We start from the raw sequence: 21,243 nt of genomic DNA on the forward strand, positions 1-21,243 counted from the left end.
GCCATTTGTAAAGTTTCGCAAGGATTCTAATGCCTATTTCTAAATCAGAAGATACTATATTAATAAAGTTCAGTAATGTATCTAAGCAATTTGGCAAAAAAATTCCCCTTACCAATATTAATTTTACTATCAAAAAAGGCGAAGTAACGACTTTAATTGGTCCAAATGGTGCTGGCAAAACAACAATAGCTAGGTTAATCTTAGGTTTAGATCGCCCTTCCTCTGGTAACATAATAATTCACCCTAATCTAAAAATTGGCTATGTCCCTCAGAGATTAGATTTTGCCTCAGATTTACCAATTACAGCCGAAAATTTTTTGTATTTATTAGCTTCAAATAGTACTAACAAGGATTGGCAAGAATTGAGCAATTTTATTGATTTTGATAATTATAAGCATCACGATATTTCTGAGCTTTCTGGTGGTCAATTTCAGAAGTTAATGCTAACTGCTAGCTTACTGAACAATCCTGATCTAATTATTTTAGATGAACCAACTCAATCATTAGATGTTACTAGCCAACAAGAATTTTACCGAATCATTAATCAAATAAAAAAACGTCTAAATATTACAATTTTTATGATCTCACATGATTTATTTACGGTAATGAAAAATTCCGACCAAGTAATATGTTTAAATGGTCATATCTGCTGTAGTGGCAAACCAAATGATTTAGCAGAAAACCAAGAATTCCTAAATACCTTGTCAGCAATTGGTTTTTACGTCCATCATCATGACCATAAACATTAGGAGTTGTAAGAAAATAGGGTTCACTTCTTTATAAATAAAATATGCCAATCATTTATAAGTTGATTTACACTTGTAAATTATAACATAATGCTATCATATACAATTATTATATTAACTCTTTTAATTCCTTTAGATTACCAATTGGACAAATTAGGTTACTACTCAGTTTTTCAAGTTTGGAGCAAATTAATTTATTGAATCCTAATTTTGTTGCTTCTTTTATTCTGACTTCTGCCGCAGTTACTTTCCTTATTTCACCAGATAAACCAATTTCTCCAAAGAAAATACTATGTTCTGGCACAGCTTTATTTTTTGCAGCAGAAATTAAAGCAGCTGCAACAGCTAAGTCTGAAGCTGGGTCTGAAATTTTAAGCCCACCAGCAACGCTCAAATATACCTCATGAGAAGATAAATTAAGACCAAATCGTACATTTAATACAGCTATTATCATTGCTAGCCTATTCAAATCCCAGCCTACAACTGAACGTCTTGGCATTGGTATATTTGACGGAGCAATTAATGCTTGAATTTCGATTAATAAAGGTCTTGATCCTTCGATTCCAGCAAATACTGTTGTACCGCTAACGTTTTTGTCTCTTTTCATCAGAAATAGTTCAGAAGGGCTAGAGACTTCAATAAGACCACTAGCAGTCATTTCAAAAACACCAATTTCTCCTACTCCACCAAACCTATTTTTAATAGACCGTAAAATCCGAAAATGACTATTATGATCACCCTCAAAATATAGTACGGTATCAACGAGATGCTCAAGTAACTTAGGACCAGCTAATTGCCCATCTTTTGTCACATGACAACTAAGCAAAATAATAATATTATTATGTTTAGCATAGTTAACTAATTCATTAGCACAGGCACGAATCTGGGAAATAGTACCAGGGGGCGATGATAATGTACGAGTTACCATCGTTTGAATTGAATCAATCACTACCAAATCAATATTGTTCTTATCGGCATCAATAGTTGAGATAATATCTTCAATGCTAGTGGCGGCTAAGATGGAGGTTGTTTTATTAGTAAGTCCTAGTCTTAAAGCTCGGAGTTTTATTTGGTCAATAGATTCCTCTCCAGTTACATACAGACAGCACTTCATTGTAACACAAGAGGAGGTTGCCACTAAGTGTAATAATAAAGTTGATTTCCCAATTCCAGGGTCACCGCCAATTAAAATTGCAGAAGAGCATACCAACCCGCCTCCCAACACCCTATTTAATTCCTTTATAGGCGTAGGGATACGTAACGAATCCACTACCACCCCATCCAGCTTTCGTATTTCTTGTTTATTACCTAACTTAACTTGCGTTTGACTAATTATCTCTTCTTCAATCCCTCCCCATAAGCCACAATCAAAACATTGCCCTGTCCATTTTGACGTACTATTACCACAATTTGTGCATATATATTGTTTTTTAATTTTGCTCACGCTGCTAATAATTGTTCTAACAAACTATTTGTTTCTTCTATAATATCCTTTCCTACCAATATTTTGCTAAATATTAATTTAGTATCCGGTTTTATTTTGGTTTGCTGAGGATGTTTTATAACAAAATTCATAACCTTACCAGCTATATCCGCTTCTTTGTAAAATTTTAAAACAAATCCTCGTTCACCAGAGTCTAAATTTTCAATATTAAGTTTACTGCATTTATGTTTTATTTTCACTATATCAAGTAGATTATTAAACTCTAATGGAATAGGACCAAAACGATCAACCATTTCATCCTTAAAATTTTCAATATCTGTATCGTCAGTTAAATTGCCAATTCGTCTATACAAACTTAGTTTAAGAGAAGAATCTGCAATATAATTATCGGGAATGAAAACAGGTAACCCCAAATTAATTGTCGGAACAAAAGATTTTGGATTTTCAGTAACTTCACCCTTAAAAATTGCTATTTGTTCATCTAACATTTCCTGATAAAGCTCTACCCCTACTTCTTTAATCTGGCCTGATTGTTCCTCCCCTACTAAATTACCAAAACCACGTAAATCCATATCATGGCTAGCAATAGTAAACCCGGAACCAAGAGTGCAGCTACTCTGCATTATTTCTAGACGTTTTATTGAATGGGCAGTCATCTTTTTATAATTTGCTAAGGTTAGATAGGCATAACCTCTGAATTTACTTCGCCCTATCCTCCCCCTGAGCTGATATAACTGACTTAGACCAAGAGTATCAGATTTATGAATAATCATCGTATTAGCTTCGGCAATATCTATACCGGATTCAATTATTGTAGTAGAAACTAGTATATCAAATTTACCATCACAAAATTCACCCATAATCTCATCTATTTTACCAGCTGGCATCTGACCATGAGCAACTTTATATTTTAATTCTGGCACAATTATTTGTAAATATCTTTCTATATCTGGAATATCCTTAATTCTAGGTACCACATAGAAGCTTCTACCACCACGGAAACGTTCTCTAAGTAAAGCATCTCTGATAATTACTTGGTCAAATGGCATCACTGTTGTTCGAACTTCTAACCTATCAATTGGCGGGGTGGCAATGATGCTAAGATCTTTAAGACCAACCATTGACATTTGCATTGTACGAGGAATTGGTGTTGCTGAAAGAGATAGAACATGCATTGTAGCTCTGAGACTCTTTAAATATTCTTTTTGAGCAACACCAAAATGTTGTTCTTCATCAATTATTAATAATCGGAGATTATTAAATTCTACATTTTTACTTAATAAAGCATGCGTGCCAATTATTATATTAGCTGTACCATTTTTGATTTGTTCTTTAATAATTTTAGCATCTTTATTGCTAACCAGACTGGATAATTGTACTATATCTAAACCAAAATCTTTAAATCTTTTAACAAACCTTAAATAATGCTGCTTACCTAGAATAGTAGTTGGTACGATGATCGCTACTTGAGAAGTCATCGTAATTGATTTTGCTACCATAAAGGTTGCTCGTATAGCTACTTCGGTTTTCCCAAAACCAACATCTCCGCAAATTAATCTATCCATTAAAATACCAGAGTCAAAATCTTTTTTAATGTCGTTTATGGCATTTAATTGATCTTCAGTTTCAGTATATTTAAATCTATGACAAAATTGCTCATACTCTGTATGATCAAATTCTATTGGATTTGCTACAGTTAACTTTCTCTTCGCAGCTATTTTTAATAATTGTTCAGCAATTTCTGTAATACGGTTTTTAAGCTTGGCTTTACTTCTTTGCCATGCACTACTACCCAATTTGGCAAGCTGTGCTTCACCACTGCCATATTTTTTAATTAGTTCTATATTTTCAACAGGAATATATAATTTATCATTATTTTCATATAGAATTTTTAGGAAATCATGAGCTTTGCCTTTAACATGTAGTGTTTCAACGTTAAGAAACTGACCAATACCATGATCCTTATGAACAATTAGCTCTCCTTCAGTTAAATTATCTAATTCCATTAAAATGTTTTTGAGCTTACGTTTAGCACCTTGCTGACGAAAATTCACCGCACTTTTTCCTAGAATATCATGAGCGGCAATAAACAAATATTTATCACTATAAAACCCTTGGCTAAGTTGAACATAGGCAAGATTTATAACTGCAATTTTTGCTTGTTGTAAATTGTCTATCTCGATATATTTTCGTGAGTAACTATCTATTAGGCTTTTAAATCTTTCTAAATTACTTTTAGAATGACAAAAAATAATCGGTATTTTATTTTTATTATTTTCTATAATTTCGAATAGCTTATTAAAAACTGTCTTATCCTCCATAAAACTAGTTACCGTAATTTTTTCTAATGAATGGGCATAAGACGAATCTTCTGGTGTAATTAAAATATTATTATCCTGTTCCAAGAACTTTTGTATTTCCTGGCTGGTAAAATAAACTTGTTCGGGAGGCAATGCAGGATAAAAGGTATTTAATTTTATTTTGTTAGACTCAATCCGCGATCTATAAAGATCCGTATAATTATTTTCCTGCTCAATAATTGATTGCAACGATAAATTATCGTAAATAATAACAGGATCATCCAAGTAATTAATTAGGCTACTGAAAGAATTATAAAATAAAGGAGATAAATGTTCATATCCTTGGAATTTTTTCCCCTCAATCACTGATTCATATAAAGGGGTATTGACATAATTAACTCCAAAAACTTTTAAATAATTATCTCTAAAATTCTTTATTGTTTCTGGATTTAATATCACCTCACTAACAGAATTAAGTATTAGCTCTGTGCAATTATTAGTAGAAATCTGACTATCAATATCAAATTCTTTTATTGACTCTATGTGATCCCAACTAAAATTAATACGATGAGCTTTAGAACCAGGCAAGACTATATCTACTATCTCTCCTCTTACCGAAAATTCACCACTATCAATACTACTGCTACTCCTAGTAAAACTATTATGTACCAAGAATTCCGCTAATTTATCGGCTGAGAGCTGCATTTTATTATGTAATCTTAAAAAAGACTTAACCAATAACTCTGGAGGAGGTAATTTTGTCAGTAAATTTATAGCACTAGTCACTACCAATTTTGTATCGTTATTACTTGCCAAGTAACTCAATATATTCGCTCTTTCTGATAAAATATTTTGATTTGGCGAAATACGATCATATGGTATAGTATCAAGACTAGGAAAATATAATATGTTGCTAGTTTTAATATTTTGTGCCATAAATAATAATTGTTTATGGCTATTGATTGAATCATCTTCACTGGCAAAGATAAGTAAAATATTCTTGGTACGTTTATTTGATAAATGTTTATTTGATAAATACTCACTAGCAAAAAAACTTTTTGCACTGAGCGGAAGTGGTTGTTGTATCATTATTTACTAAGCTTCTATGTTGTTAATATCAAAACTAAGTATTTGTAACATTACTTTTGAGTTTAAGTGAGAAGGAGGAGCAGTTTTACTGGTAATCCAATCATAAATATCTATGTCATTTTGGTTAAGTATTAAAGCAAAATCTGCTAAATTAGCTGCATCCATGTTAGCAAGAAATTTTTCAGCAAATTTACCCAATATTAAGCCAATTTCTTTGCAACCACGATTTTTGCTTTGATATAACAATTTTTTGGTTAAAGATGTTTTGTTAAAATAATCCATATTTACAATATTACAAAAAAACATCATAATATAATTCAGATAGTTTGACAATTACCAAATATAAAATAAAATGTAAACTGTATAAAATGGTGCTAGAACTTAATTGCTCCAAATCTTCTTTATCCAATAATATTTAATATATCAAAGAAACGCTAAACTTTATGAGCATTAAAAATATATCTTCCTTAAAAGCTTATAAGTTGCTAGAAATAGATAATAACAACATGATAATTGATGTTAGGACTGGTGAAGAATGGCAACAAGTAGGCATTCCAAAGCTTGATAAAGATAAAATAATTTTTATTAGTTGGCGTTTATTGCCTAATATGTCACTAAATAACGAATTTAAGAACCAGTTGATGTCGAAAATCAGTAATAAACATACACTATTATTCCTTTGTCGCTCCGGGGGTAGATCCTATGAAGCTGCACAATTTGCTAGTACTCTAGGTTATAAAGAGTGCTATAATATAATTGATGGTTTTGAAGGAGGAACTAATGGAGCTGGTTGGAAACAAAATAATTTACCATGGCAAATTCTGTGAATACTAACCATAATCAATTGACTATAGCAAAGGAAGTGACTTATCATAGAGATATTTGGCAACAAGTTTGCTCTGACCTTAATAAACATTACGGCGATGCCTTATATAAAAGCTGGTTCAGTAAGATTAACTTTTTAGAAGCTGCTACTAATACTGTTATACTTTCTACACCAACAAATTTTATTCGAGATTGGGTGGAATCTAGGTATGCAAGGGCTATATTGCAATCTTGGCAGTCCTATGATAAAGATATCAAATCAATTGAGATCATTACTAAAGAATTATCAGAACAAAACCAAAATATACCTGAATATTTAGCAAAAGTTCCATCAATAAAAGAAGGGATGGATAGCAATTCCGAAGGCATTTTTTCAGCCTTAGACTTACGATTTACTTTTGAAAATTTTGTGGTGGGTGGACCAAATGAATTAGCCTATGCAGCATCTAGAGCAGTTGCTGAGTCGGAAGGAGCCGTAGCTGAATCTAACCCTTTATTTTTATATGGAGGAGTCGGTCTTGGCAAAACACACTTAATGCATGCCATTGCTTGGTATATAAAACATAATAATCCGACTCGTAAGGTAATTTACATGTCGGCAGAAAAGTTTATGTATCAATTCATCAAGGCACTACGTAATAAAGATGTTATGTCTTTTAAAGAAGAATTTCGTTCAGTTGACGTATTAATGATCGATGATATTCAATTTATATCAGGTAAAGATAGCACCCAAGAAGAGTTTTTTCATACTTTCAATGCTTTGATTGATAATAATCGTCAAATGGTTATATCGTGTGACCGTTCCCCGTCAGATTTAGATAATATCGAAGATCGAATTAAATCCAGACTTGGTTGGGGATTGGTTGCCGATGTCCACAGTACTACTTATGAACTAAGATTAGGAATCTTAGAATCTAAACTTGAACAAATGAATATCCATATACCTAAAAATGTTGTGGAATTTTTAGCAGCTAAAATAACATCAAATGTCAGAGAGTTAGAGGGAGCTCTTAATAAAGTTATCGCTCATTCTACCTTAGTTGGTAGGGAAATAACTTTAGAAAACACCCAAAATATCTTGCGTGATTTGCTACGTTCCAATGAGAAAATTATCACCATTGAGGATATTCAAAGAAAAGTAGCTGATCGTTATAATATTAAATTTTCTGATATGTCTTCTCCTAGGCGTATTCGCTCAATAGCTAGACCAAGACAAGTAGCTATGTATTTGAGTAAAACATTAACGCCAAAAAGCCTGACTGATATCGGTAAGAAATTTGGCAAAAAAGATCATACTACAATAATGCATGCTATCAAAAAGGTAGAAGAATTATGTGAGATTGATATAGAATTCCGAGAAGAACTTAGTCTATTAATGAAGATATTGCAAAATTAAAATTCTGAATGTGGATTGACACGTTCACGTACGTTCGCTCGCAATGACGGTTGTTTGTATAGATAAATACTAATCTGGTTAGCTATAATATGAGATAGCATTGAAAATATATTAGACTTAGCTAAATAACTTATCTATATTTATACTTACATAGATAATATTATATACTTACATAAGATAATATTAAAATCATAAATTAAAAAAGCAAAATTATGTCAAGTGGTGAAGTCGAAAGAAAAGAGTTAAACTGTTCTTTTTGTGGTAAAAATCAATATGAGGTGATAAAATTAATTGCTGGACCAACAGTATTCATTTGTAATGAATGTATTGAACTTTGTCTTGATATTATAAAAGAAGAAACTAAAGTAGCACTTAAGAAAATTTCATCTTCAATCCCAACACCACAAAAGATTTTTTCTACTCTTAATGATTACGTAATTGGTCAGGATCAAGCAAAAAAAGTCTTATCAGTCGCGGTATATAATCACTATAAACGATTAGAATATATCGAATCAGGTAATAATGATGTCGAATTAAATAAATCAAATATCCTGGTTATTGGCTCTACTGGCTCAGGAAAAACTCTTTTGGCACAAACCTTAGCAAAAATTCTTGATGTACCTTTTACTATGGCAGACGCCACTTCTTTAACCGAAGCTGGTTATGTTGGTGAAGACGTTGAAAATATCTTGCTAAGATTATTACAAGCAGCTGATTTTAATATAGCTAAAGCCCAACGAGGCATTGTTTATATAGATGAAGTAGATAAAATCGCTAGAAAATCCGAAAACCCTTCTATAACAAGAGACGTCTCAGGAGAAGGAGTTCAACAAGCGTTACTTAAAATCATGGAAGGAACTGTTGCATCTGTACCACCACAAGGAGGAAGAAAACATCCGCAGCAAGATTTTGTGCAAGTAGATACTTCCAATATTTTATTTATATGTGGCGGGGCTTTCATGGGAATAGATACTATCATTAATGCTCGTACCGCTCAAAGTTCAATTGGTTTTGCGGCAAATGTCCAATCAAAACAAGAGAAAAACCACAGTGAAACACTAAAATCATTAGAAATTGAAGATTTAGTAAAATTTGGATTAATTCCTGAATTTATTGGTAGGCTTCCAGTAGTAGCAACTTTAGATGACTTAGATAAAGCATCTTTAGTGGCAATTCTAACCCAACCAAAGAATGCTGTTATCAAACAATATCATAAATTATTTGAGTTAGACGATGTCGAACTATCAATTGATAATGATGCTTTAGAAGCAATAGCCGAAAAAGCACTAACACGAAAAACCGGTGCTAGGGGACTCCGTTCTATAATCGAAACACTTCTACTTGACAGTATGTATAATGTTACCAATTTGAAAAAAATGCACGTACATATTTCAAAAGATGTGATAGATGGCAAAGCTCAGCCGATAGTCACTCCAAAAAATTATGTAAAAGCTACTAAAAAACGTATAGCGGTTTAGAGTAATTTCTATAGATTTATTGCTAATTTCTGATATTAACGAAAAGTTGTATAATATTTTTTGATAAATATTATATAATCTCTCTTTCCAATTAATAGGATATCTATATACGAGAGCTAATACTAATATACAACCCCACCACTTCAAAAGCTGTTTTCCAGCTTTTGAAGTTAGTTACAAATGTTAAGTATATTTTAAAAAAGTTTTACTGATTTGTCATGAAGCAACATAATCCCTGTAGTAAAAAATGGAGCAAATATAGTCTTTACTTCAGACAACAATGCTTCGTTACTAATTTCTTGTTGCAATTCTTCTCTAATTAAATCAAATATCTCCTGCAGGCTTTTACCACCATCTATCATTTGTTTAAAAACATATTTAGTATAGTTAGAAACTGGTATAGCAATATTGATATTTTTTAACCACGAAGTATTTAACGTAAAATTAATGACATTGCCAGCTATCAAAGTACTAGCTTCCATATGATCATAAATTTGTTTAGCAATACCCGCAATACCATAAAAATATGGTACATTATCCAAATTATCAAGAGTAGCAATGGTATCTTTTGCATTAGAAGCAAAAAAACTATGTTTAATGATATTGCCAACAATTAATTCACAAATTGCTTGTTGAGTTATTATATCCATCCTTTTAATTTTCTGCAGAAGAGAGAAATCACTAATATAATTCTCAATTCTTAGAGCTAATTTTTCGCTAACATCAGAAAATTCGACAAAATTTAAACCTGCATTATGGATAAATTCGTATAACTCAGGAATGGAATAAGCCCTATCTTGTTTATGCAAGAACAGATCATATAAACCTATATCGCCAAAAACAACATGGTCTCTTAATAGCTCTTGTCCACGTATATACCAATTAGTTGCAGGGAAGCCAGCCATAACAGCTTTGGCATTCATTATTTCCTCTACCCTATTACTAACCCCCTGATTTACCATTTTCATAATATCTTGCACCTGATATAGCCCTGTACGACCATATTTAGCATAAACCATTACACCCATTGCTCCATGATCAGTTAGAGAATCTTTTAAAATCTTTAAACCATCGGGAGGGCTTTTTAAATGGTGCAATACTCCTGTACAATTAATATAATCAAACTTGCCTAAATTAAGCTTTGGGATATTTAAGATAGAATCATATACCCATTTAATATTGGTAAGACCGCGTTTCTCGGCACGTTTTTGTGCGATCTCCATGCTTGGCTTACTAAAATCTAAATATACTACTTCGGCATTTTTATTTTTTAGCTGCTCTGCCATATATATAGTAGAATCACCAGTACCACCGCCAGCAATTAATACTCGAAAACCTGAGTTAAAATCTTTTTTACCTCGATATAAATAATGATTTAATTCCCCCAAAAATTCACCACTAACTGCCAGTAACCTTTTTGTTTCCTCTTCAGGATCTCTATAAGGATAAGGATAATCTTGATAATGCTCTTGAACTGTAGCAAGATCGTTTGTTGTTTCAACAGAAACAGTGGTCTGTGATTTTACTTGTTTAGATTTTGACATAAAAAACTTACATATATATTGATTGTTCTAATCGCTTTCTTGGATTGCTTCGACCATTACATGGTCTCGCAATGACGCCTGGGTTGCATATTTTGAATATAATTAAAAAAATCATATTATCAAGTCCTTTATTTGTAATTGTATAGTATGACGTTCTTGCCAGCTATTGACTTTTAATGACCCAATCACGGAAATATTATAAGACTTAACATTAAGCAATATATTCTCTATTGGACTAGACACGGCATTAAAAGCGATAGCAGCAAGGGCTTTAGAGCCAAACGCTTCCTTAGAAGGGGCTAGCAAACATTTTATATGTTTACCACCAACTATGTCAGCCTTCAAAACAAAAAGGTTAGAGAATTTAAATATTGGTTCAGGATTTCCCTGACCAAATGGCTCAAGTTTACTTAGCTCATCCATTAATAGCAAATTTACACTACTAGTAGTGAGCTCAGCATCATATTCTTCGCCTATAAGATCATTCTGATTATTCATATCACTCTTAAAGGCGTGATTTAAGAATTCTTGCAACTCTAGTAATTTTTCTTCTAATACTGTAAATCCAGCAGCCATTGAATGCCCCCCGCCAACCACAATTAACTCTTTAGTCTTGGCGTTGATAATTTTACTACCAAAATCAACATTTTTGATAGAACGGCAAGAAGCCTTACCTATTCCATCATTTAAAGCTATAACTGACACCGGTTTATTAAATTTTTCCTTTAATCTTCCAGCGACAATACCGATTACACCTGGATGCCATCCTTTACCAATTATAAATAATGAGCTATCATTTTCCTGAGTTAAAGCTATTTGAGTAGCTTCTTCTATCATTATCAGTTCTATTACTTTCCGCTCATTATTATGTTTCTCCAACTCCTGTGCTAATCTATTTGCTTCTATTGGACATTCGGTAGATAAAAGATTAGCCCCTAATGATGATTTACCAACTCTTCCACCAGCATTAATCCTAGGTCCCAAGACAAATCCCAAATGATAACAGTTTGGTTTTTCATTTAAGCCAGCAATATCGCATAAGGTTGTCATACCTAAATTTTTTCTTTGCTGAAGGATTTTTAATCCTTGAGTAACAAAAGCACGATTTAAGTGAACAAGCTTCATTACATCGCATACCGTACCAAGAGCAACTAAATCTAAATACTGCATTAAGTTAGGTATAGTAATATCATCCCTACCACTAATATCATTGTGATTGGCAAAGAAATTTTGTTTTTTTAAATCAGATAATAAGGCAGTAGCAAATAAAAATGATACTCCTACAGCAGCCAGATACTTATAATCGCTGGTTTCATCAATACGATTCGGATTAACAACGGCAACAGCCTCAGGTAATATATCACTACTAATGTGATGATCGATCACTATCACATCAAGCCCTACTAGTGCTGCATGTTTCAGAGCCTCATGTGCCATTGCTCCGCAATCTACAGTAATAAGCAGCTTAGTTCCATTATCCTTAATTTTTTGCATAGCAGCTGGAGTTGGTCCATATCCTTCAGCAATTCGGTCTGGAACGTAAATATCAACATTTTTCCCCAAATCCCTAAATAGATTCTTAAGCAATGATGAAGAAGTAGCCCCATCAACATCATAATCAGCAAATATGCAGATTTTTTGTTTATTTATAATGGCTTCTATAGTTCTATCTACCGCCTTGTGCATATCAAGTAAATGAAAAGGATCTGGCAGTAGGTTCTTAAGTTTAGGTGATAGAAAATCAGTAACTTGCACCAAATTCTCTAGACGGGGAGATAGAACCCTAGCTAAAAAATCACTAATTCCTACAGAACGACAAAGCTCTAGAATAGCATCCTCGTTGACTAATCGCTGCTGCCAAATTTTGCCATTTACTGAACATTTAGGTTCTAGTGCTATTGACATGTAGGGTAACCTTATTAAAAAGTGTAAAATCTAGTTATATAGTCAATTAACCTGAATTAGTGCCGAATAAGCACCGCTGTCATTGCGAGAAGGCGTAAGCCGACGAAGCAATCCATTTTAATCGTTTTTTGGATTGCTTCGTCACCACTAAAGTGGCTCTGAGCCATGACGCTAAGGCTAAATACTAATCGGATTTATAACATTGCCAATTCAAGTTAATTGACTATATCTATAATATAACAGATTTTTATGCTCCACTAATAGCTGTTTTCATTATTTTTATATTTTCTACCATGTATACTCAAATGATTTGAGTATACACCTCATCCCTTATCGCTATTCTTAAAACAAGCACTATTAACAGCTCTTCTTCTATGCTATAGTCAATTCAGGAGAATTTGGTATTAGGGTGAGTGTTCACGGAAAAAAGTTAAAGTACAAAACGTCATTGCAAGAAGGCGTAGCTCGACGAAGCAATCCTTTCTAATGAATATGGATTGCTACACCTCATAGCAATGACATCTTTACCCTTAATTTGTCATTCTTAGCAATGGCGGGAATCTAAACTCCCTGCTTTCGCAGGTATGACAATTATTATTAGTATCCTTCATCCCCAATTATTTCAACAACATCTTGGTCATCCAATGGTTGTTGGTACCCCTCAACTGATATATGGGCAGATATATCATCTTCTAGCTGTAATGCGAGTTCTTGCAATTTATAGTGGTCTTTTGCAAACTTTTCTATAAGAGGATGTTTTTCTAACATTTTGATTATAAGATCATATTCATCAGATGTTGGTATTTTTCTATTATAATTAGGTAAGTATTTTTTGATTTCTGCAAATGCTGTATTAATCTGTGCTAAAAACTCTTGCTGTTCTATGCTAATATATTGTGGTTTTTCCATATCTATCGTGACGAAATCAAGGTCTGCAAGGCGTTATTGTAATACTGGTTTGTCTTCAACAAAATTTATTAACTTCTTAGCTAATACGCCAATAAATTCCTGAATATTGTTTTCTGTGATAGAAGTTCTTGCTCTCTCTTCTTCTAAATTTTGTTCTTGCAATTTAATAAATTCATTATAAAAATCTTTATTTATTTCAGTTACACTATTAACAATATCTTCCAATACTCCTTGGATACAAGCAGTTTTACCTTTACCATATGCGGTTGCGGCAATGTAGATGTCTTCTGCTACAGTAAATGCTTTTTGCTCTCTCCAGGTTTGGTTTATATCTAAACCACTAATACTATTAAACAAATAGTCTATTGTCTGAGGAGTCTTTTTTATAACAGGACTGCTTGCTAAGAATTTATGACATGTTGTAGAATCTACTACTCGATAATCAAGTTTTAGGCTAAGTGCTGTGATATTGGGGTTATTTCCTAAAAATAAAACTAATTCTTTTAAATTATCAGGGTAATTTGATATCCATGTTTTGTCTGCAAGATCTAAAAAATTACCATCTTTTACATATTTTTTAAAATTTACATATTCTTTAAAAAACATTTCCATTGGTATTAACTAATTAAAGTTAATTGTTCTAATGACATACAAATTCATATGCCGCGTTGAACGGATTTTATTTTATCCATCTTTGGTTACTTTTATGGATTGCTTCGACCATTACATGGTCTCGCAATGACGTATATGCCCCCCAAACGTCATTGCGAGGAGTGCGGAAACCGCACGACGAAGCAATCCATATAGTCTTGGTGTATCTATACGTCATCATAGGCATTTACTCAATAATCAATCCTTTTAACTTATAGACTAACTCTAAAGCTTGCTTAGGGGAGAGTTGATCAGGATCGATTGTATTAATTTCTTTTTCTAACTTATTGAATTTCATTTCTTTTTTACTTTCTACTGGCAAATTAAATAGACTTAAATTGTTTGATTCGGTATTTAATATATGCTTATTTTTGTACGTTGCACTTTTTTCTAATTTTGCTAAAATGTCATTCGCCCTAATTATAACAGATTTTGGTAGCCCCGCTAAGTAGGCTACATGAATTCCATAAGATTTATCAGCCGCCCCTTCTATAATATTATGCAAAAATAATATTTCTTTTCCTAATTCCTCAATAGCAACTGTATAATTTTTTAGGCTTGGCAAAAAATTACTCATACTGGTTAATTCATGATAATGCGTAGCAAATAAACATCGGCATTTGAGATTATCATGAATATATTCAAGCACTGACCAAGCAATTGATACGCCATCATATGTCGAAGTTCCACGCCCAACCTCATCTAGTATCACTAAGGAATTTTTAGTAGATTGTGCTAAAATAGCTGATGTCTCTAGCATTTCTACCATAAAAGTCGACTGTCCTGCCTGTAAATCGTCCCCTGCCCCTATTCTACTGAATATCTTGTCTACCACTCCTATCTTGGCACTTGTCGCTGGTACAAAACTACCAATTTGTGCTAATATGGCTATTAGGGCATTCTGCCGCAAAAAAGTACTTTTACCAGCCATATTAGGTCCAGTAATTAACCAAATTCTATTAGCTTCGGATAAAGTACAATTATTGTCAATAAAGCTCTTTTTATCGGTTAATAGGCTTTGTTCAACAACTGGATGACGTCCCTTGATAACTTCAAAAGTTAAATCGTTCGTTAAAACTGGTCTAACATAATTATATTCATCGGCAATATAAGCAAAATTACAGAATACATCAAGCTGACTCAAAGAACAGCTAAGTAATCGCAGAAATACGGTATTATCAATAACTTGCTGGCATATTTTATTATATAATTCCAGTTCAAGACTAATTGCTAAACTTTTGCTATTAACCATATCGCTTTCTAATTTTTGTAATTCAATAGTAGTATATCGACTAGCATTAGAAGTTGTTTGACGATGAATAAATTTTGTGTCTACCATCTTATCACTATGTCTTAGGGTAATTTCAATAAACAACCCAAGCACATTATTATGTGATATTTTGAGAGTTTCAATGCCAGTATCAAGACGATATAGATTCTTTAGCTTCTCTATATGTGATTTGCCATTATTAATTAGATCATATAATTCTTGTAGTTTAGGGTGATAATGATGATTTATTATACCGCCTTCATTGATATTATTTGGTGCATCCTCTCTAATTGCCTGGTCTATTAAAGAATATAATTGTTCATTGCCAGATAATGGTTTGATTAAGTTCTCTATATAATCTGGCAGATTTAGCCCGTAATGAGCAATAAATTCACCCTTTATTTCCAGTGCAGCATTTAACGTATATTTAATATTTAGCAAATCTCGTCCTGAGCCGCGATTCATCATAATTCTAGATAAACAACGTTCTAAATCTCCAGTTTTCTTGAGTAATTTTTTAATATTTCCTACTATGGCAATATTTTTATAAAAAAACTCTGTTATATTTTGTCGAGAATTTATTTGATCAATATCTATTAGTGGTGTAGATAAAAAGTGATATAATAGACGGCTGGCAGCTTTAGTAACGGTATGATCAATAGTAGCAAGGACACTGCCTTTGGTTTTTCCTAATAAATTACTGGTAATTTCCAAATTCCGCCGAGTTGCCGAATCAATTATCATAAAATTATGATAATTAACCAACCGAGGTAAAGGTAGAGAAGGTATATTTTGCTTTTGGGTCAAAGATAAATATTCTAAAACACTACCAATACTACTTATTTGACATTCAGATACTTCACCTATAGCTTTTAGATCATTAATTTTATAAAAATCTAAGATAATTTTATGACATTTCTTACTAGCAAAAAAACTATCAACTTGATATGAGATACGAAAATGCAATTGGTTATTAATATTACTAGCTAATTGATGCCCCCTCAAATTTTCACTAAGTAAAATCTCTTTCGGCTTAAGACGCGATAGTTCATTGATAATCTCATTTTGCGGAATCTCAATAACTGAAATTTCCACAGTAGAAATATCTACGTAACAAATTGACGCTTTGTTTTTTAACAAAACTAAACTTGCCAAATAATTAGGCTCACAAACATCAATTAAAGATTCCTCAGTAATAGTACCTGGGGTGATGATACGCGTTACATCCCTATGTACTACAGCCTTATAACCATCACGTTTTTTTGCCTCTTCGGGTGTCTCTAATTGATCGCAAATAGCAACTTTGTAATTCTCTTCAATTAATTTATTCAAATAGGTCTCAAGAGCATGATGAGGGACACCACACATAGCAATCTCACAATCACCATTAGAACCTCTTTTAGTCAAAGCAATACCTAAAACTTGACTGGCAAGAATTGCATCCTCAAAAAACATTTCATAAAAATCACCCATCCTAAACAATAGAAGACAATCAAGATTAGCAAATTTGATGTCTAAATATTGTTGCATCATCTTGGTTGATTGAGCATAATTATATTTTTGGTGAAATTCTTCTAAAGTCATAACTACACATAATTATAAAAAATAAACAATAAAGACGATAGGATGTCTTGCAAATAGAACGAGAGGAGAAGTTGGGGACATATCACTCATCGCTCCTAGCTCCAAATTCTCCTGAATTGACTATAGTTATCACAGGAAGATTCCTAACTAATAGAGACAAAGAAACTATCGAAAACATTAACGGGTTAGCTATAACTTCTCTATTTCTTCAATGGTTAGTTCGGTTAATTTACTTATAACTTCTATGGGATAGCTTTCTTTCAGCATTTTTTTTGCCATTGCTATAGTACTTTCTTTAATACCTTCAGCTTTTCCTATAGCTTCCCCTCTAGCTTCCCCTCTAGCTTCCCCTCTAGCTTCCCCTCTAGCTTCCCCTTTAGCTTCAGCATCTTCAATTTGTTGCTGTTCTACCGCTAAATTATCAAAATAGGCTTTTGTTCTTTCCTCATAGGTGTTAAGCTCCGCTTCTGACCAGCTTGCTTGATCTACTGCCTCAAAGGCTCTTCTAATAATTTTATCCTTACCTATTAACTGCTCTATTTCGGCTAATGTTAATGTACTATCTCCTGCATGTTTGAAAAAATACATCCACTTTTCCTCTGTAGTCTCTAGATTAGAGATAATTTTATTAAATTTCTTGAGTTCTAAAAAAACAAAGTAAAAATCTTTTAAATCATTGGCGTAGCTTTCTGTATCTAAAAGACGATGCTCTGACTTCCAATGTTTTTTATCGTCAAACATCACAAAATCTGCTATTGCTAAAAATATTACTCCTTTTAATTTAGCGTATACTGCCAACTTTTTATGGTTTTCATCCTCTTTGAGTATTTGCCTAGAATATGCTTTAGCCGCATAATATTGGGCTCTTTTCTCAAATCCTGGATGCTTACTTATCTGCATCTCTACGATGAATTGATTACCATGTTGATCTTTACATAACACATCAACTATAGACTTTCTGTAAATAGCAATATCAGGGTCTTGGATAGTTGGTAAAAACGTCACCTCAATTATTTTTTCATTTCCTTTACATTTGAGAATATCATTTAAAAAATGAACAAGTATATCCTTGTTCTTTTCAGTGCCAAAAATTTGGCGAAAACAAAAATCATTTTTAGGGTCAAGAAATTTTGATAAAAACATATAATACAACCTCTTATTCTATATTGATAACTAATGCTATTTTATCATCTTCTCCACTAAAAATCTTGCAATAAATTGATTTTAATAAAAGATGGGGATGAAGAGTAAATTTAAGACCCTATATGTTACCATAATTTTTAGGCATACGATAATAGACGGTTTTATATGATTGCTCACTATTTGAAAATTTCCGCTGCCTAACTGAGAAACTGCCAAACCCTCTAATTTCAATACGGTTTTGCTCAGCTAAGCTAGATTGTAAATAATCCAAAACCAAATCTACCGAATCTTTTATATCCTCCTTAGCGAGATAATTAAGTTCCTCCGATATTTTATTTACTAAGTCAGATTTTTTTGCCATAAATCAAAAGATTGCCCCCAATCCTTGAAATTTATTTTTGAAAAAACTTGGTAAAATACTATCAAAATCTTCCATTATAATCTCAAGGAATTTTGGTTTAGGTTTTATTTTAAATTCTTTTACTTTCAAATCCTTATCGATTTTTTTAACTTCCTGTAACCATTTAATCGCATCATCCTGTGACCCCACAGCATCAACAAGCTTTAGCTTTAAAGCTTGGCGACCAGAATATATCCGCCCATCAGCTAGTTCTCTAACTTGATCAATTGGTATATTCCTTCTTAAAGCCACTAGTTCAATGAAATAATCATAAGTATCTAGTACATTCGACATTATTGCCTGACGAACAGCTTCTGTGACTTTTTCAGTAGGATTAGGAACCGCCTTTAATTCTCCGGATTTAAAATTATTAAAGGTAATACCTAAAGTTTTTGCTAAATCTGTGACTTCTAGAGTTTGAAGAATTACACCAATTGAGCCGGTAATTGTCCCATTATGACTAATTATGTAATCACCTCCTAAGGATATCAAATATCCGCCGCTGGCTGCCAATGTACCCATAACAACCACTACCGGCTTTTCTGCAGATATTTTCCTGAGTATATTATAAATTTTCTCTGAACCAACAACAGTTCCACCAGGAGAATTGACATTAACCACTAAAGCACTAATCTGATCATCATCAATGATTTTTTCCAATCTTGTATCACGTTTTGTATCTTCAAAAATGATATCTTCTATTGAAATAGCAGCTATATATTTACTATTAGTAGTTATATATTCAGATTTTGTCAAATCAAATTGCTTAATCATCACCACAATTAAAACTATAAACATAAAAATTGTTGCTAGCTTCCAAAGCATTAATTTCGTCTTATTTTGCTTTCTTTCAATTAGGTATTCAGCAGTTATTGTCATTAATTTACCATTCGTTAATTTTTTCTTAGACGAAGCAATCTAATCCATTTATGATGGTTAGCACTTCACCCGCATAATTCGCCCTTGATCCCTTTTCCAATCTTGTTCTTTAATTGTCTGTCTTTTATCATGTAGTTTTTTACCTTTTGCGATTCCTAACTCAACTTTTACTTTATTTTTCTTATTAAAATATAAAGTAAGAGCTACGAGAGTATAACCCTTTAAACGAATCTTACCAATTATTTTTTTTATCTCACTCGAATTAAGGAGCAACTTACGTGTCCTTCTAGTCGAGTGATTAAACCTATTAGCTTTTTCATATTCCGCAATATGACAATTATACAAAAACACTTCATTTGCTGAATTTTCTGCATGACTATCTTCTATACTGGCTTTTCCTTGACGCAATGATTTAACTTCACTACCAGTCAATATTATGCCAGCTTCAATTTTTTCTTCAATAAAGTAATTGAAATATGCCTTCTTATTTTGTGCTATTACTTTTTTATATTCCGACATATTCCATAGCTTTATTTATTTTTTCCTCGGTGGCTACACTAGCTGAAGTTAAAGGAAGCCTTAATTCATTGTCACATAACCCCAATCTTGCCGCAGCATATTTTACCGGTATCGGATTGGATTCTGCAAATAATGCTTTATATATAGGTAATAATTGTTGCTGAATTTGCAGAGCTTCCTGATAATTACCATCACGACAATTATCCTGTAATTTCTTGCACAAACTAGGCGTGATATTAGATGCAACAGAAACACACCCTACCCCCGAATGAGCATTGTAAGATAAAGCTAATTCATCATTACCACATAATAAGCTAAAATCTTTAACCATAGACCTAATTCGTAATGGGCGTTCTAAATCGTTACCAGCATCTTTAAGGGCTACAATACGCGGTAGTTTACTGAGCTTAATTATCGTATCATCTGAAAAGTCTGCCAAAGTTCTACTAGGTACTGAATATAGCATTATTGGTAAATTACTGGCATTATGGATAGTCTCAAAATGCCAATATATTCCCTCTTGAGTTGGCTTTACATAAGAAGGAATACTACACATAAATCCATCAACGGCAATTTTTGTACATATTTGTACCATATCTACGGCGGTGCTAGTAGTCATGGCTGAACAACCAGCTATTACTGGTATACGTTTGTTAGTAATTTCGATAACCGCTTGTAATAAAGACTGATATTCCTGCAAAGTTAAACTAGGCCCCTCACCAGTAGAACCAGCAACCACTATCCCATCAACTTTATTAGCAATTTGATAATTCACTATCTTTTCCACAGAAGCAAAATCTAATTTATTTTCCTTAAAAGGAGTTATCATAGCTGTAATGACTCCTTTGAATATATTATTTTCCATAAACACCTGTTAAATTCATATTATTTTTATTCGCCCCTAATCGTCTATTAGCGAGGAGCTAACTTACAACATTCCGTCATTGCGAGGAGCCGCTTTGCGGTAACGTGGCAATCCAAAAAAGTGACCAAAATGGATTGCTTCGACCACTATGTGGTCTCGCAATGACGACTACGTTTATAATTAGTCATTGCGAGGAGCTACTTTAGTAGCGACGAAGCAATCCATTTAATCTTTAATCATTTTTGTGGATTGCTTTACTCACATACGTTCGCTTGCAATGACGGTATTGCCAAGCT

Annotated in this window: 17 protein-coding genes; 4 read left to right on the forward strand and 13 right to left on the reverse strand. The window is 32.8% G+C overall.

Going from position 1 to position 21,243, the window contains the following annotated elements; all coding sequences use genetic code 11:
- Positions 1-29: 29 nt before the first annotated feature.
- The gene (locus ACFELY_RS05840; protein WP_094649157.1) at positions 30-749 is read left to right on the forward strand and encodes a metal ABC transporter ATP-binding protein; all 720 of its coding nucleotides are present in this window, start codon (positions 30-32) and stop codon (positions 747-749) included.
- A 106-nt stretch (positions 750-855) separates the two neighbouring features.
- On the opposite strand, the gene radA is transcribed toward ACFELY_RS05840, so the two are convergent.
- Genes radA through ACFELY_RS05855 form a run of 3 tightly spaced genes read right to left on the reverse strand, consistent with a single transcriptional unit; the run spans position 856 to position 5,888 of the window.
- On the reverse strand, positions 856-2,190 hold the full coding sequence (gene radA, locus ACFELY_RS05845) for a DNA repair protein RadA (RefSeq protein ID WP_375333893.1): 1,335 nt from the start codon (positions 2,188-2,190) through the stop codon (positions 856-858).
- Complete coding sequence (gene mfd / locus ACFELY_RS05850) at positions 2,187-5,579, reverse strand: transcription-repair coupling factor (RefSeq protein ID WP_375333894.1); 3,393 nt, start codon at positions 5,577-5,579, stop codon at positions 2,187-2,189. The genes radA and mfd overlap by 4 nt, the downstream gene beginning before the upstream one ends.
- A 6-nt stretch (positions 5,580-5,585) precedes the next feature.
- Positions 5,586-5,888 (reverse strand): succinate dehydrogenase assembly factor 2, encoded by a 303-nt coding sequence (locus ACFELY_RS05855; RefSeq protein WP_375333895.1) that lies wholly within the window; start codon positions 5,886-5,888, stop codon positions 5,586-5,588.
- Positions 5,889-6,022: 134 nt separating this feature from the next.
- Between ACFELY_RS05855 and ACFELY_RS05860 the strand changes: the two genes are divergently transcribed.
- From ACFELY_RS05860 to clpX, 3 genes are all read left to right on the forward strand, one after another.
- The gene (locus ACFELY_RS05860) at positions 6,023-6,406 is read left to right on the forward strand and encodes a rhodanese-like domain-containing protein (protein WP_094648962.1); all 384 of its coding nucleotides are present in this window, start codon (positions 6,023-6,025) and stop codon (positions 6,404-6,406) included.
- Positions 6,391-7,800, forward strand: coding sequence for a chromosomal replication initiator protein DnaA (gene dnaA, locus ACFELY_RS05865; protein WP_094648963.1), 1,410 nt, complete (start codon positions 6,391-6,393; stop codon positions 7,798-7,800). Before ACFELY_RS05860 ends, dnaA begins: the two co-directional genes overlap by 16 nt.
- Before the next feature lie 212 nt (positions 7,801-8,012).
- Entirely contained in the window at positions 8,013-9,278 is a 1,266-nt protein-coding gene (clpX, locus tag ACFELY_RS05870; RefSeq protein ID WP_375333896.1) for an ATP-dependent Clp protease ATP-binding subunit ClpX, read from the forward strand.
- A 194-nt stretch (positions 9,279-9,472) separates the two neighbouring features.
- Here clpX and ACFELY_RS05875 read toward each other — a convergent pair whose 3' ends face one another.
- The 10 genes from ACFELY_RS05875 to dapA form a co-directional block, all read right to left on the reverse strand.
- Positions 9,473-10,822 (reverse strand): class I SAM-dependent methyltransferase, encoded by a 1,350-nt coding sequence (locus ACFELY_RS05875; RefSeq protein ID WP_375333897.1) that lies wholly within the window; start codon positions 10,820-10,822, stop codon positions 9,473-9,475.
- Between the two features lie 111 nt (positions 10,823-10,933).
- Entirely contained in the window at positions 10,934-12,727 is a 1,794-nt protein-coding gene (gene recJ, locus ACFELY_RS05880; protein ID WP_375333898.1) for a single-stranded-DNA-specific exonuclease RecJ, read from the reverse strand.
- Between the two features lie 597 nt (positions 12,728-13,324).
- The gene (locus ACFELY_RS05885) at positions 13,325-13,636 is read right to left on the reverse strand and encodes a hypothetical protein (protein ID WP_375333899.1); all 312 of its coding nucleotides are present in this window, start codon (positions 13,634-13,636) and stop codon (positions 13,325-13,327) included.
- Positions 13,637-13,669: 33 nt separating this feature from the next.
- Positions 13,670-14,248: a hypothetical protein gene (locus tag ACFELY_RS05890; RefSeq protein WP_375333900.1), complete on the reverse strand. Its 579-nt coding sequence runs from the start codon at positions 14,246-14,248 to the stop codon at positions 13,670-13,672.
- A gap of 226 nt (positions 14,249-14,474) precedes the next feature.
- Positions 14,475-17,141 (reverse strand): DNA mismatch repair protein MutS, encoded by a 2,667-nt coding sequence (mutS, locus tag ACFELY_RS05895; RefSeq protein ID WP_375333901.1) that lies wholly within the window; start codon positions 17,139-17,141, stop codon positions 14,475-14,477.
- A 189-nt stretch (positions 17,142-17,330) separates the two neighbouring features.
- Entirely contained in the window at positions 17,331-18,284 is a 954-nt protein-coding gene (locus tag ACFELY_RS05900; protein ID WP_375333902.1) for an Rpn family recombination-promoting nuclease/putative transposase, read from the reverse strand.
- 118 nt (positions 18,285-18,402) lie between these two features.
- The gene (locus ACFELY_RS05905; protein WP_094649538.1) at positions 18,403-18,645 is read right to left on the reverse strand and encodes an HU family DNA-binding protein; all 243 of its coding nucleotides are present in this window, start codon (positions 18,643-18,645) and stop codon (positions 18,403-18,405) included.
- A 3-nt stretch (positions 18,646-18,648) separates the two neighbouring features.
- Positions 18,649-19,563: a signal peptide peptidase SppA gene (sppA, locus tag ACFELY_RS05910; protein ID WP_375333903.1), complete on the reverse strand. Its 915-nt coding sequence runs from the start codon at positions 19,561-19,563 to the stop codon at positions 18,649-18,651.
- A 57-nt stretch (positions 19,564-19,620) separates the two neighbouring features.
- Positions 19,621-20,082 carry an SsrA-binding protein SmpB gene (smpB, locus tag ACFELY_RS05915; protein WP_094649536.1) on the reverse strand — a complete coding sequence of 154 codons (462 nt, stop codon included), beginning with the start codon at positions 20,080-20,082 and terminating at the stop codon, positions 19,621-19,623.
- Entirely contained in the window at positions 20,069-20,947 is an 879-nt protein-coding gene (gene dapA / locus ACFELY_RS05920; RefSeq protein WP_375333904.1) for a 4-hydroxy-tetrahydrodipicolinate synthase, read from the reverse strand. Before dapA ends, smpB begins: the two co-directional genes overlap by 14 nt.
- Between the last annotated feature and the right edge of the window lie 296 nt (positions 20,948-21,243).

Origin of the sequence: Candidatus Tisiphia endosymbiont of Xenochironomus xenolabis (assembly GCF_964264705.1) — a bacterium.
Classification (GTDB): domain Bacteria; phylum Pseudomonadota; class Alphaproteobacteria; order Rickettsiales; family Rickettsiaceae; genus Tisiphia.

Excerpts from the sequence above, each read along its gene's own strand:
- ACFELY_RS05840 (WP_094649157.1), top strand. The coding sequence starts at position 30 with ATGCCTATTTCTAAATCAGAAGATACTATATTAATAAAGTTCAGTAAT.
- mfd (WP_375333894.1), bottom strand. The coding sequence starts at position 5,579 with ATGATACAACAACCACTTCCGCTCAGTGCAAAAAGTTTTTTTGCTAGT.
- ACFELY_RS05855 (WP_375333895.1), bottom strand. The coding sequence starts at position 5,888 with ATGATGTTTTTTTGTAATATTGTAAATATGGATTATTTTAACAAAACA.
- ACFELY_RS05860 (WP_094648962.1), top strand. The coding sequence starts at position 6,023 with ATGAGCATTAAAAATATATCTTCCTTAAAAGCTTATAAGTTGCTAGAA.
- dnaA (WP_094648963.1), top strand. The coding sequence starts at position 6,391 with ATGGCAAATTCTGTGAATACTAACCATAATCAATTGACTATAGCAAAG.
- clpX (WP_375333896.1), top strand. The coding sequence starts at position 8,013 with ATGTCAAGTGGTGAAGTCGAAAGAAAAGAGTTAAACTGTTCTTTTTGT.
- ACFELY_RS05875 (WP_375333897.1), bottom strand. The coding sequence starts at position 10,822 with ATGTCAAAATCTAAACAAGTAAAATCACAGACCACTGTTTCTGTTGAA.
- recJ (WP_375333898.1), bottom strand. The coding sequence starts at position 12,727 with ATGTCAATAGCACTAGAACCTAAATGTTCAGTAAATGGCAAAATTTGG.
- ACFELY_RS05885 (WP_375333899.1), bottom strand. The coding sequence starts at position 13,636 with ATGGAAAAACCACAATATATTAGCATAGAACAGCAAGAGTTTTTAGCA.
- ACFELY_RS05890 (WP_375333900.1), bottom strand. The coding sequence starts at position 14,248 with ATGGAAATGTTTTTTAAAGAATATGTAAATTTTAAAAAATATGTAAAA.
- mutS (WP_375333901.1), bottom strand. The coding sequence starts at position 17,141 with ATGACTTTAGAAGAATTTCACCAAAAATATAATTATGCTCAATCAACC.
- ACFELY_RS05900 (WP_375333902.1), bottom strand. The coding sequence starts at position 18,284 with ATGTTTTTATCAAAATTTCTTGACCCTAAAAATGATTTTTGTTTTCGC.
- ACFELY_RS05905 (WP_094649538.1), bottom strand. The coding sequence starts at position 18,645 with ATGGCAAAAAAATCTGACTTAGTAAATAAAATATCGGAGGAACTTAAT.
- sppA (WP_375333903.1), bottom strand. The coding sequence starts at position 19,563 with ATGACAATAACTGCTGAATACCTAATTGAAAGAAAGCAAAATAAGACG.
- smpB (WP_094649536.1), bottom strand. The coding sequence starts at position 20,082 with ATGTCGGAATATAAAAAAGTAATAGCACAAAATAAGAAGGCATATTTC.
- dapA (WP_375333904.1), bottom strand. The coding sequence starts at position 20,947 with ATGGAAAATAATATATTCAAAGGAGTCATTACAGCTATGATAACTCCT.